The sequence below is a fragment of the Waterburya agarophytonicola KI4 genome (assembly GCF_020640915.1).
Lineage (GTDB): Bacteria > Cyanobacteriota > Cyanobacteriia > Cyanobacteriales > Xenococcaceae > Waterburya > Waterburya agarophytonicola.
The window spans coordinates 25,593-40,072 of sequence record NZ_JADWDC010000045.1 but is presented as its reverse complement, the minus strand read 5'-3'; the positions used below and the strand labels follow the sequence as shown (position 1 = coordinate 40,072).

Here is a 14,480-nt window from a genome sequence, read left to right as displayed (position 1 = left end):
AGAGAAAGTGTATGAAATTACTCCCAGCTATTTTTGACAAAATCAACACCCTAGGGTAGAGCAATTCCCTTTATGTGGAAAGTAATGGAACACAAGAGTTCTACTGTGGCATTTAAAGAATATAAATTGATGAGGGATATTAAATAATTTTGTCATCTATCCTCAACCCTTAATTCTGCAACGCCTAATTCTGCAATGTCCTACTCTGCTCCGAAGAAAAAACTAGTTTCTAATTGGAAAAACGTACCAAGCACATAAATTTGGCTATCGTTAATTAACAAGTCATCATCAGTGTCAACAACAGATCGCAAACTAGATTTATCAAAAGCTAATATTAAATCTTGAAATCCATCTAAATCAACATCTTGGAAACTTATTTGATTACTAACTATTTTAATTCCCTGATTATTCAAAAGCGAATTTCTACTATCATTAGCTTTTACTGAATCTAAATCTATATTGGTTACATCAAAATCTTCATCGCCGAAAAGAGCAACTTTAACCATTCCGTTTCCAGCCAAGAGTATTTGTTTGCTATTGGAACTAGGTTTCCAATCAATATCAATTTTTTTTGCCACTGTTACAGACACGTTTTTTTTAGCCAGCAAATTATCATCATCAGTAACGGTTATGGTCGAAGTATAAGTGCCTACTGAATTGTAAACGTGGCTTCCTTCGGCTATGCCAATTTCCCCAAGTAAGGGAGTTTGCTGTTTAGTGTTAATGGGACTTTCATCGCCCCAATCAAACGCAACATTGTGATAGTCTTGTAATCCCACATCAGTATAGTTAGCATTGATATTGAGGGTATTCCCTTCAACCATAATTCCTAGATTAGAAAGATTAGTATTAATTTTTCCTAATCGAGGAGGGAGATTATTATTATTATTATTAGCAGTCAAGGACTTTAAAACATTATATTTGGGTGAGTTAGATTGATTGATGTGTTCTAAGGCACCCCAGCTACCCCACTTGTTATATCCACTAACGTCAGTATAGTTAACTGATAAATCAACACCCAGTTCATTCAAAGTACCAAAATATTCTTGGTATATTTCTCCCATGCGGGGATCTTTGTTGGCAGTTGTAAAAAGATTGGTAATCGATTGGTTATCTTCTACTCCATTGTTTCCCCTTAGATGTTGACCACTTTCATAGGTTATTAAATCTAAGTCGTGCAGATCGGCAAGATTGGTATACTTTTCTGTCCAATAATAAGACTGTTGCAAACTACCACTTGGAGGTGCATCTTCCAATAAACCTCCAGTATTTAATTCCTCAAATAGCTTATCTAGTCCGCCATCAGAATCTTCTGTCCAGCTTTCTATTTCAGCTTCATAAATTGACTTACCTAAGTAACTGCCAAAATAGGGTGCAAAAGCGATCGCATCTATACCGTATTCTGAGCTTGATAAGGGATCTTCCGCCCAATGATATTCTAAAGCTCTTTTTGCCGTCCAAGAGTTGGCAGCTTGACCCGACATTACCCCGATTACTCTGGCTTTATCCTCGTCAAATACTTTATCCCACATCTGGGCAATTTCAACAGTGCGCTTGCTATACCAATCGATGCGCTTGCCAAAATCTCCCACATTAGAATCGGCAAATTCTTCAATACCCCGATCTTCTACCCACCAACCCTGATCGAAATCGCGGTTCCAAACTTCATTGGAGTATTCTATATATACCTGAAGTTCGGGATCTAAATTATTTTTGACATATTTGGCAAAATTAGTAATATACTCATCGGTAGCTTGATGGGGAATCGTAAACCAAGGATCGGTATCAGTGCGATTAGCCAATTCCACCATCGATTCAATTGAAGCAATTTCTCCAGAGAAAACCGAGCTTTCGGGAGTGGGGCGGTTACTCCATTCCCCCTGTTGTGAGTTATTGGTCGCCATCCAGTCCATAAAACGGAGGGTATTAAAGGGCTGAATTTTTTCTAAAAAATCTGGATTAAATATTTGATCGTCGGCATACTCGTATTCCTCAGGCAAGATATGAATATCCCGTAAATAATTTCCCGTATCGTTGGGATCGATGTCTGTAATGCTCAACCAAATACCTGCGTTAGTTGGATTAACATCAATTACATCTCGACCAAGAGTTGAAGCAGATTCATCTTTCACCGCATCAAAATCATATTTGATTGTGCCTTCTCCCTCATAGAGAACCACATATTTACCTCCTGGATATACCCCCAAATCTCGATATAAAATAGTACCCACGCTGGTATATTGGAGTTCGTCTTCAGGTTCGGGTATAGATTTAACCCACCCATTTTCGTCCAAATCTAAACTAGAAAACTCACCTGTATTCCAAGTATTAATATATTGCCCTTCTTCATTGGTGGTGACGTTAATATCTTGAGTTAACCATCTCCTAGCAGATTTAAAACCATTGAGAAAAGGTAGTTGAGCTGACCAATCAGCCAAACGGTGTAAATTAGTTCCCACAGGAATAGGACTAGTCTCTGGTAATACCATCAAATTGACTATTCCTGTAGCCGTCCCACCACGATTGTCATTGACGGTATATTCAAAGCTGGCATCACCATTGAAATTAGTTTCTGGAGTGAAAACTATATTACCTTCCGAATCTTGAGCAACATTACCGTTAACAGCATTGCCCACTGCCTCAATCTTTAGAGTATCTCTGTCTGGATCTAGATCGTTATCTAGCAAAAAATCGGGAAATAGAATAATTTGATTGTTTTCTACTGTCAGAGATATATCTTCAGTAGCTACAGGTTCTTTGTTTGGTTGATATAGTAAAGCAACTTCTGCTTGAGAAAGCGATCGCTCGTAGACTTGAATATCTTTAACACTATAGACAGAATCATCTGCTGCTAAATTATCTCCTACTGAATTTAAACCACCTACTCCCACCCCAATATTTTTTGGCTGCTCCCCCTGTTGAGGATCTATACTCAACCCATCGAGGTAGGCTGTAAACGGCTCTGTTTGGGATGTGTTTAAGACGATGACTGCATGATGCCAGGTATCACTAGAGATCGCATCAGTAGAAAGATAATAACCCGATCTCTCGTTTCCCGTTTGACTCCAGGTTTTGAACCATAGGTAGTTATTTTCTACGTAGATATTTAGTCCCTGGATGCCACCATCTTCTTCATAGATTGTTAACCTATCGTTATTTTCAGCCTCATCAACCTTAAACCATAACGAAACGGTACGCTCATCATACAAATGATTAGTATTCATTTATTTAGTTATCTCTTGATTTCTATACCAAATTAAATAGCTTTTCTCACATATGAATCGTTGAGACGAATAACTATTCGCCCCTACAAGAATCATTCGTGTTTCAAATTCAAAATGGTATTACTATTCCATTCCTAAAAAGAAACCACTATCTAACGCAGAATTGCTACCAAATAAATACAGTTCATTATCATTGATCATCGACTCGTCATCGGTTGCGATCGCAGATCTTAAAATTGCTTTATCAAAAGAGAAAATTAAATCGGCAAATCCATCACCGTTAACATCTCGTGATTCAGTGAGATCGGCTGAAGCACTTACACCATCTTCATTTAGTAGAGCATTTTTGCGATCGCTAGCTTTGACTGAAGTAGGTTCAATATCTGTGACGGCAAAATCTTCTCGACCAAAAATTGCCACTTGTACTTGACCATTTTCCCCTAAATCTGTTTGTTGGCTTGTAGAGTAGGGTTTCCAATCTATCGTGATTTTTTTAGCGACAGAAAAAGATATGTCTTCTTGGGCAACTTTTTCTTGCTGATCAGTGATGGTTAAGCTGACGGTATAATTTCCTTCCCTATCGTAAATATGACTAGCGGATATGTCACCTGCCTTGCCCAATAGAGGATCTTGCTGTTCTTCAACTACCTCGCTATTGTCTCCCCAATCCAACTTGAAGCTATGTTCTTCTTCGGTATTAACATCAGTATAGTTAGTAGCTAATTCTAAAGAATCACCTTCTAAGATTAAATTGAGTCGAGAAAGATTACTTTCTAGTACTCCTATTTGGGGAGCAAGAGAATAATCATTTTTGGCGATTAAAGAAGTTATCGTTTCTAACTTGGTCGAACCATTGAGATTATTTTCATCCATTTTCCACCAGCTACCCCATTGATTATAAGCATTAGGATCGTTAAAGCTGGTGGAAAGATCTGCCCCTGTTTCACTAAGAGTAGTGAAATATTCTTGAGAAAGTTCTTCCATACGAGGATCTCTCTTGGCGGTGTTAAACAAATTCTTGATCGCCTGGTTATTATTACCGCCAAAGTTTACGGGAAGTTTTTGACCGACTTCATAGGTAATTAAGTCTAAGTTTTCTAAGTCGGCTATGTTTGAATAAGTCTCCGTGTAGTCGTAGGCTTGCTGAAAAGCTCCTCCAGAGGGGCTATTACTAACTAATCCGCCTTCTGTGAGTTCGGTAAATAATTTATCTATTCCACCATCACTATCGGTAGTCCAACTGGCAACTTCATCTGCAATGGCGGGATTTTCTAAATAGGAAGCGGTATCGGGGGCAATAGCGATCGCATCTATGCCATATTCTTCATTGGATAAAGGATCTTCCGCCCAATTATATTCTAGGATGCGATCAATGGTAGCGGTATTAGCTGCTTCTCCCCCAACTATGCCAATTACTCTTTCTTTCTCCTCAGCAAATACTTCCTCCCAGATTTGGGTAACTTCAACAGTGCGCTGGCTATACCAATCTAACCGTTTGCCAAAACCACCAACAAAGCTATTATCCGACCATTGAGCTTCTCCCTCCTCTCTAATCCAGCGAGCCTGATCGTAACTAGGATTCCAAATTTCATGGGAATATTCTAAGTACACATCCAATTCTGGATTGAGGTTTTCCGCCACATATTCGGCAAAGTTAGTCACATATTCATCGGTAGCCTGGTGGGGAAGATGAAACCAAGGATTAGTTTGGGTTTGATTGGCAAGCTCCACCATCTCTTCAATGGATACCAGATCTTCAGCGAAAATAGAGCTTTTAGGAGTAGAGCGATCGCTCCACTCAATTTCCGTCGAGCTATTAATTCCCGCCCAGTTTAAATAGTTTAAAGTGTCAAAGTTGGCTATGGTGTTGATAAAGTCTGGATTGTACGTTTCTTCGGCTATATCTTCATATTCTTCGGGTACGACACGAATATTGCGAATATAGTCGCCCGTTTCATTGGGGTCGGTGTCGGTAATTCTCAGCCAGACACCGTTACTGCTGGGGTTTACGTTTAAGACATGTCTACCAGGAGCAGATTCAGATTGATCTATTCGGGCATCAAAATTATATTCAATTGAACCTTCTCCCTCATATAGCACGACATACTTACCGTCGGGATAATAATTCAAATTGCGGTAAAGTAACATCCCGACACTGGAATATTGGGGGTCATCTTCAGGATCGGGAATGGTTTTGATCCAACCATTTTCATCTAAATCTAAAAGGTTGTTTTCCGCTGTATTCCAAACATTAATGAAATTTCCCTGATCATCTGTAGTTACATTGTAGTCTTGAGTCAACCACCCTGGAGCAGTTTTGATACCGTTGAGAAAAGGTAACTCTGGGGATACTCCTTCAACGCGATGAAGACCAGTACCGATGGGAACAGAGCGATTTTCTGAGAGGACGTCAACCGTTACTGTAGCAGTAGATGCTTTGCCAGCATTATCTTCTACTATATATTCAAAGCTAGCTTCACCACTGAAGCCAAATGCTGGGGTGAAAATAATATTACCGTCACTATTCTGAGCCACCTGACCATCAGTAGCATTCCCAACTCCTTTAATAGTTAAGCGATCGCCGTTGGCATCTAAATCATTAGCCAATAGTCGAGAAGCAAGCAAGATAACTTCTGTATTTTCAATGGTTACAGCACTATCCTTAACTGGTTCTGGCTCGTAGTTGGGATCGAAGATCAATTCTAGTTCCGCTTGAGTTAAAACGCGATCGTATACTCCAATATTTTTGACGCTATATCCAGAATTAACCGAATCTTCTTCTAATTCCCCAGATGGACTTAAACCACCAATACCCACATCAACTTTATCTGTAGGGTTACCTTCTCCCTCGTCAATATTTGTTCCGTCGAGGTAAGCAATGAAATCGTTCTCCAATTCTCGATCTAGAATTAATCCTACATGATGCCAAGTGTCGGAGGTAATAGCATTGCTAGAAGCATAACTCCCCGACCATTCATTCCCAGTCTGATTCCAAGTATCGAAGAATAAACGACTGTCTTTGACATAGATATTTAAACCCTCCGTCGTGCCATTTTCTTCATAAATTACTAGTTCTTGATTGTTTTGTAGCTCGTCAACTTTAAACCACAAAGAAATGGTACGCCGGTCGTAAACGCCAGGTTGTCCTTCTGTGCCAAAGTTATACTCTCCTTCAAACTGAAGTGCTGGTGATTGATTATTGTTCTGCATTTACTTTAAACATTTGGTTAGATATACAAAAACGAAAGTAGAAAATAGACCAGATAACGCGATTAAGATAAATCTGCTTGTTCCATACCCAAGAAAAAACTCCCATCTGGTTGAGCGGCACTACCGAATAAATAGATCTGCTGCTCGCTTAAGAATGGTTCGGAATTGGTTTCAACAATTCCCCTCAACTCTGATTTTGAAAAAGTAATTTCCAAATCTGTTAACCCATCGCTATTGAGATCTCTAAACTGAAAATCATTAGCGATCGCACTAACGTCTTGACCGTCGAGCAATATATCTCGATTGTCATCGGCTCTAATACTAGTGGGGTCAATCGTAGTGGGGTCAAAATCCGTCGTACCCCAAATAGCCACTTTAATTGAACCGTTTCCAGATAAATTAAGATCGGAATTATTTGAGTCGAAATTCCAGTTTATGGCTACTTTTTTGGCTACGGTAACGGTTAAAGACTTACTAGTAGAAAGATTGTCATCGTCAGTTATGGTTACCACAGGTTCATATATACCAGGGTTGCTATATGAGTGACTAGTAGCAACTTTGCCAACTTCTCCTAATAATGGTTCTTGTTCTAAGATATCTAGGGCTGTGTCATCGCCCCAATCAAATTCAATTTCGTGATAGTCAGTTAAGCCGACATCGGTGTAATTGAAATTTAGGTCTAGGGATTCCCCTACTAAAAGAATATTGAGACTACCTAGGTTAGTATTGATTTTGCCTAGTTCGGGGGGTAAGTCATTGGTAACTTTCGTCGAAGCGTTTTTGATAGCGTTGTATTTTGGCGAGTCTGTTTGCCCAATATTTTCTAGAAGTCCCCAACTACCATATTTGTTATATCGACTGACATCGGTATAGTTGAGCGATAAATCTACGCCCAACTCATTGAGGGTAGTAAAATACTCTTGATAGATTTGACCCATGCGCGGATCTCGATTAGCTGCAATAAACAGATCGCCGATCGCTTCATTTTCTTCAACACCGCGGCTGCCATTGAGATGTTGACCGCTTTCGTAAGTCAGCAAATCCAAGCCATGGGAATCTGCTAGGACTGCATAGCCTTCCGTCCAGGTATAGGCTTGCTGCAATGCTCCTTGGGGGGGAGCATAGTCTAAAGCCCCTCCTTCGTTTATTTCGACAAAGAGATTATCGAGAGCAAGATTTTCGCTATCTTCGTCTTCACTATCGATCCAGCTTTCAAGCTCTGCTTCATATTTTGGTTGTCCAATATAGCTACCAAAATAAGGAGCGATGGCGATCGCATCTATGCCGTATTCTTCATGAGAAAGAGGGGTATCAGTCCAAGAATAAGCTAAAGGTCGTCTGGCAGTCCAATTGTTAGCAGCCTGCGCCCCGATTACTCCAATAACTCGTTCTTTATCTTCTCCATATACCTCATCCCACATTTGGGTGATTTCGGTAGTGCGCTTGCCAAACCAATCCATCCGCTTGCCAAAGTCACCAATGGTAGAATCAACAAACTCTTCTTTTCCCTGGTTTTCAATCCACCAGCCTTGGGCAAAGTCATTATTCCAAACCTCGTTAGAATATTCGACGTAAACTTTAAGTTCGGGATCTAAATTATCCTTGACGTATTGGGCAAAATTGGTAACATATTCGTCCGTCGCCATGTGAGGCATGGTAAACCAAGGATCGGTATCGGTACGATTTGCCAATTCCACCATTGCCTCAATTGAAGCAATTTCTCCTGAAAAGATGGAACTGTCTGGGGTAGGGCGATCGCTCCATTCTCCTTGAGTTGAATGATTGGTTGCCATCCAATCCATAAACCGCAGGGTATTAAAATGCTGATTTGTTTCCAGAAATTGTGGATTAAAGATTTGATCTTGAGCGTATTCATATTCTTCGGGTATTACTTGAATATCCCGTAGATATTCCCCAGTTTCATCAGGATCTGTCTCGGTGATGCGTAATAATATACCCGCCGCAGAAGGAGACACATCAATTACATCTCGTCCTGGAGTAGAAGCTGATTTGTCTTTAACCGCATCAAGACCGTATTCAATCGTCCCTTCTCCTTCATAAAGGACAACATATTTTCCCCCTGGATAATCCCCTACGTTACGAAACATCACAGTAGTGACGCTGCTATATTCAGGCTCGTCTTCGGGTGCGGGTAAAGTCTTGACCCAGCCATCAGCATCTAGATCTATATCGGCAAATTCTCCCGTATCCCAGACATATTGAAAACCTACCCCTTCTTCTTTGGGGATTACGCCCCAAGACTGGGGAATCCACTGGCGGGCAGATTCAAAAGCATTGAGAAAAGGGAATTGGGGCGACCAATCAGCCAGGCGGTGTAGATTTGTGCCTAAAGGAATTGGTTCGCTAGCAGGAAGTACGGTTACGGCAACTGTGGCAGTATCGCTTCCACCCTTTCCGTCATTAACGGTATATTCAAAGCTAGCATCTCCCTCAAAACCTGCTGCGGGAGTAAAAACGACATTACCCGCTTCGTCGATTGTGACAGTACCGTTAACAGCATTATCCACTGCTGTTAAGGTTAAACGATTGCGATCGCGATCGCTATCATTGTCCAGAAGGCTAGAAGCCAAAAGAATAACTTCTGTATTGGCTACGGTCAGAACCTCGTCGTCTACGGCACTGGGATCGTGGTTGGGACTGAACAAGTAAGATATTTCTCGCGGGCTTAAAGCGCGATTATATAGGCGAACATCATCGATACTGCCACCCAAACTCAGCTTGCTATTTTTCGACCCTGGTTCGTCGTGAAATTTGGTAGTTTCGTTTAAACCGCCAATACCAATATCATCGCTATGGGAAGTTAATTCCATTCCTTCCCCAGAGCTAATTTTTACCCCATCTAAATAAGCGGTAAAAGCATCTTCTTGGACGGTATTGACTCCTGGTTCTGCATCCAAAACTAAAACCGCGTGATGCCAAGTATTAGAACTTAAATCGTCGCTAGCTAAATAAGTCCCAGTCCAGTTACCCCCACTACGATTCCAACCGCCAAAATAAATTTGACCATCTTCTATATAAATATTGAGTCCACCATCATCTTTTTGGTAGCCTCCTTCTTCGTAGATAATTTGCTGGCGATTGGCAATATCTTTATCGTCTACCTTAAACCAAATAGAAATAGTGCGTTTGGCATGGGTATTAGTATTAATATCGCTAGAATCTTTGACTTCAATGAAATCATTTTTGCCATCCAATTCCACTACACCATCGCGGAATTTAGCACCTTTATTTAGTTTTCCCTGATTATTTTTACCTTCAGGAGAAGAGTCTGATGCTGTCTTTTTCTTCTCCTCATCTAATTCTAGATGCATTACCAGATCGTCATCTGATAATTGAGCTAAATCTCCATCCCATAAAACAACGCTTTTCCGCCAATCCCTTGTGGGATTGATATTATCTGAAAGGGTAGCAAGATTGCTTTCTAGTCCTTGGAGGTCTAAAATCAAATCATTATAGTCCTTGTCTGCTTGGGCTAGGGGAACATCTTCCCAAGCGATCGTCCCGCTGCCATTGACATCGACTATTTCATTCCCGTTAGAAGACGAATTGAAAGGATTGGCTTCGGGCATCGAAAAGATTACTGTCTTGCCAAACTCGCTAGTTTTCTGGGGTTGTTTTTGAGTCTTGCTAATGGTGTTGTTCTGCACCATCATTAATCCGACTTCATCCCCAGGAGTAAGATTAAAGGTTTTAATTCCTTGATATGTTCCAGTATTAAAATTTCTCTCCCAAGGTAAGTCGGCAGAAAATTTTGCTCCTTCTATTTCATCACTAATTAAGATATGTCCTTGTTCGGAATTACTTGATGCCCGACGAGCAGCCTCCTTAATAAATGCTGTTTCTCCTGGTTCATAATCCTCCATTCCTGCGAGGCTAAAAACTCCTAATTCTCCGCGAAACCATCCCCCGTCAAAAAGATAGTCGACTGCAATTTCACCGCTAGAATCAACCTTAAAAATTCCTGTTTGCTCGTTCATATTTCACTCTCCTGCTAGAAATAACTTAAAAATTTTTATTCGATCGTTTATCGTTTTGTCGTGTATCAATCTCGTAATTCCTCAGTACCCAAGAAAAAACCTCCTGCCAAGCTCGAACTACTGCCAAATAAATAAATTTGCTGCTGGCTAACAAACGGTTCTAAATCAACATCAACAACATTTCTCAGGCTAGATTTAGAGAAAGTAATCTCTAGATCTAAGAACCCATCACTATTGCTATCTTTCAGGACGAAGTCATTAGCGATCGCACTAATATCTCGACCATTGAGTAAAATCTCTCGCTCGTCGTCTGCCCTAATGGTGGTAGGGTCGATAGTTGCAGGATCGAAATTCGACCGACCTAAAATAGCTACTTTGATATTGCCGTTACCTGTTATGTCGATATCGGAATTATCAACATCAGGATTCCAGTCGATCTCTACTTTTTGGGCAACAGAGACGGTCAAAGATTTGCTGCTAGTTAGATTTTTATTGTCGGTAATTGTGACTGTAGGGCTATAGATACCGGGCTTTTGATAGATATGACTGCCCGATATTTCCCCTAAATCCCCCAACAAAGGTTCTTTTTCTTCTACGTCTGCAACACTGCCATCATCCCAATCAAACTCAATAGAATGATAGTCAGTCAGTCCAACATCGGTATATTCAATCCCTAACTCTAGAGATTCTCCCTCCAGTAATATATTAAGGTCGGCAAGATTAGTCTCCAACTCCCCTAATACGGGGGGTAAATTACTTTTAGCCGTTAGAGATTTTAAGGCGTTATATTTGGGCGAGTCTTCTTGATGGATATTTTCCAAAGTCCCCCAACTACCCCATCGGTTATAGGGGCTAACATCATTATGGTTGACCGCAAGGTCTACTCCCAATTCATCAAGGGTAGTAAAGTATTCTTGATAGATTTCTCCCATGCGGGGGTCTTGATTGGCTTCAATAAATAGATTGGCGATCGCTTGATTGTATTGCGTCCCATAAATTCCCGTAACGTGCTGACTGCCTTCGTATGCCAGCAAATCCAGATCCTGTTCTTCCGCCAGAGTTACATAGTTGCTCGTCCAGTCGTAGGCTTCTTGTAAAGCTCCTTGCTTGGGTGTATGTTGTAAAATTCCTCCCTCAGTGATTTCTTGGAAAAGATTATCCAAAGGTAGGTCGGGATCGTCGTCGTCAAGCCATGCTTCCATCTGAGAAGCGAAGTAAGGTTTGCCCAGGTAGCGACCAAAATAAGGACCAATACCAACGGCATCAATACCATACTCTTCATGGTCGAGGGGATTATCTGTCCAAGCATAATCTAATGCCCTTCTTCCCGTCCAAAGGTTTGCTGCCTGCACCCCCATAACCCCAATTACTCGCTCTTTTTCCTCTCCATAAACTTCGTCCCAAATCTGGGTAATCTCCGTGGTACGTTTGCTAAACCAATCTATTCGTTTAGCAAAATTCCCTTCTTTTGAATCAGCAAACTCTGATTTTCCCTGTTGTTCGACCCACCATCCTTGAGCCAAGCCACCCCAAACTTCGTTGGAGTATTCTACGTAAACTTTAAGTTCGGGATCTAAATTTTCTTTAACGTAGTTCGCAAAATTAGCGATATATTCATCTGTCGCCTGGTGGGGCATATTAAACCAGGGATTAGTCTGAGTGCGGTTAGCCAATTCCACCATGTCTTCCACCGAGGCAACCCCACCAAAAAAGAGGGAATTATCAGGAGTTGGTCTGGTACTCCATTCTCCTTGGTGAGAATTATTCGTTTCCATCCAATCCATAAAACGGATGGTATCAAAGAGCTGAACTTTTTCGAGAAACTCGGGATTAAAAGTTTGGTTGCTGGCATATTCATAGTCTTCATGAATAACCTTAATATCTTTAATGTAATCCCCTGTTTCATTAGGATCGGTTTGTGTGATGCGCAACCAAATACCAGCATTGCTAGGGTTGACATCAATTACATCCCTACCGGTCGTAGACGCTGTCTCATCTTTGACCGCATCTAGCCCATAAACAATAGACCCCTCTCCCTCATAAAGAACAACATATTTTCCTGCGGGATATTCACCTACATTGCGATACATAATCGTACCGACACTGGTATATTGTTCGGAATCTTCTGGTGCGGGTAAAGATTTGACCCAACCATTTTCATCCAAATCTAATTCTTTAAATTCTCCCGTGTCCCAAATATTGGGATACCAGCGATATTTAGTTTTCCGATCCCAGTCTTGAGGAATCCATTTACGAGCAGTTTTAAAAGCATTAATAAAAGGCAACTGGGGCGACCATTCTGCCAAAGGATGGAGGTTAGTACCCAAAGCTATAGGATCTTTGGCAGGAAGTACGTTAACTGTAACCTGGGCAGTGTCAATTTCCCCCACATCGTCGCTGATGGTATATTCAAAGCTGGCTTCGCCGCTAAAATTTGGTTCGGGAGCAAAGATTATATTTCCGTCAAGATCGAGAGATACATTACCGTCGATCGCATTATCCACTGAGACCAAGTTCAAAGTGTTGCCATCAAGATCGGTATCATTGGCAAGTAAATCAATAGCAAAGATAATTACCTCTGAGTTTTCGATGGTAGTAGATAAATCGTCTTTTGCTACTGGCGCATGGTTGGGATTATATAACAAAGAGATTTCTGACTCGGTCAAAGCTCGGTTATAAATGCGAGCGTCTGCCAAACTGCCGATCGAACTATGTTCTTCATTGGTTTGCCCCACTCCGTTATGAAATCGGGTAGTTTCATTTAATCCCCCTAAACCAACATTATCGGTATGGGATGTAAGCTCGATTCCCGACCCTACGCCGATTTTCACCCCATCGAGATAGGCAGTTAAAACCTCTGGTTGAGTTGTGCCAACTCCCGCTTCTGCATCCAAAACTAAGACTGCATGATGCCAGGTATCGGCGTAAATAGCGTCGCTAGACAAATAAGTCCCCGCCCAATTTCCGCGGTCGCGATTCCAACCACCAAAATAGAGTCGACTGTTTTCTATATAAATATTTAGTCCTGCATCGCCGCCATTGAAGCCACCTTCTTCATAAATAATTTGTTTGCCATTGCCAATATTTTTATTGTCAACTTTAAACCACAGAGAAACTGTGCGCTGGGAATGAGTACCGAGGTTAATGTCTTGGGAGTCAGCAACTTTAATAATGTCATTGCGATCGCCTAGATCGACTCTACCATTACTAAATTCTGCCCCATTGCTTAATTTTCCTGGGTTGTTTCCCCCGAGAGGAGATGAATCTGGTAAGGTGTTTTCCCTAACGAGGTCGAACTCTAGATGCATCACCAGCTCGTCATCTGATAATTTTTGTAGTTTCCTATCGTACAAAATTAGAGTTTTACGCCAGTCCCGAGTCTGATTGATATTGTCTGATAAAGTAGGTAAATTCCCCTCTAAACCTTGGAGATCGATAATTAGATCGTTATAGTCTTTATCAGCTTGGAAAATGGGTACATCTTCAAAAGCAATTGTGCCATTGCCATTAACATCTATCACTTCATACCCATCCATGGAGGAAGCAGATAAATTAGCTTCGGGGAGTGAGAAGATCACTTGCTTGCCAAACTCGCCAGTTTTCCCCGGATTTTCCCAAGTCTCTTGAACAGTAGTGTGTTGCACTAGCATTAAAGCGACTTCATCCCCAGGAGTTAGATTAAATGTTTTAACTCCTTGATACTGTCCCGTATTAAAATCTCTTTCCCAAGGTAAATCTGTACTAAACTTAGCACCTTCAAGATCGTCTTGAAGAATCACTTTGCCTTCTTTGGAGTTGGTTAAAACTCTTCTGGCTGCTTCTTGAATAAATGATTCAGATCCAGGTTCATAATCTTCCATTCCCTTTAGGCTAAAGACAGCTAGTTCTCCTCGAAACCAACCTCCATCAAAAAGATAGTCGACTTCAATTTGACCATCTTCATCAACAGAGAAAGTCCCAGTGTTAAACATAGTCATAGTTTGATATATCTTTAAAGTAAAAGAGAATAGCTGTAAGTAAACATTTAAGTGTTAAGTAAATTTCAATC

4 protein-coding genes are annotated in these 14,480 nt (G+C 41.0%); all 4 read right to left on the bottom strand.

Annotation, left to right across the window (positions count from 1 at the left end):
- Positions 1-200: 200 nt before the first annotated feature.
- The 4 genes from I4641_RS16200 to I4641_RS16185 all read right to left on the bottom strand — a co-directional run bounded on the left by I4641_RS16200 (position 201) and on the right by I4641_RS16185 (position 14,409).
- On the bottom strand, positions 201-3,224 hold the full coding sequence (locus I4641_RS16200; protein WP_229641618.1) for an Ig-like domain-containing protein: 3,024 nt from the start codon (positions 3,222-3,224) through the stop codon (positions 201-203).
- Between the two features lie 123 nt (positions 3,225-3,347).
- The gene (locus I4641_RS16195) at positions 3,348-6,434 is read right to left on the bottom strand and encodes a cadherin-like domain-containing protein (RefSeq protein ID WP_229641617.1); all 3,087 of its coding nucleotides are present in this window, start codon (positions 6,432-6,434) and stop codon (positions 3,348-3,350) included.
- 62 nt (positions 6,435-6,496) lie between these two features.
- Positions 6,497-10,432, bottom strand: coding sequence for an Ig-like domain-containing protein (locus tag I4641_RS16190; protein ID WP_229641616.1), 3,936 nt, complete (start codon positions 10,430-10,432; stop codon positions 6,497-6,499).
- 65 nt (positions 10,433-10,497) lie between these two features.
- A complete protein-coding gene (locus I4641_RS16185) occupies positions 10,498-14,409 on the bottom strand; it encodes an Ig-like domain-containing protein (RefSeq protein WP_229641615.1) in 3,912 nt (1,303 codons plus the stop codon).
- Positions 14,410-14,480 lie beyond the last annotated feature (71 nt).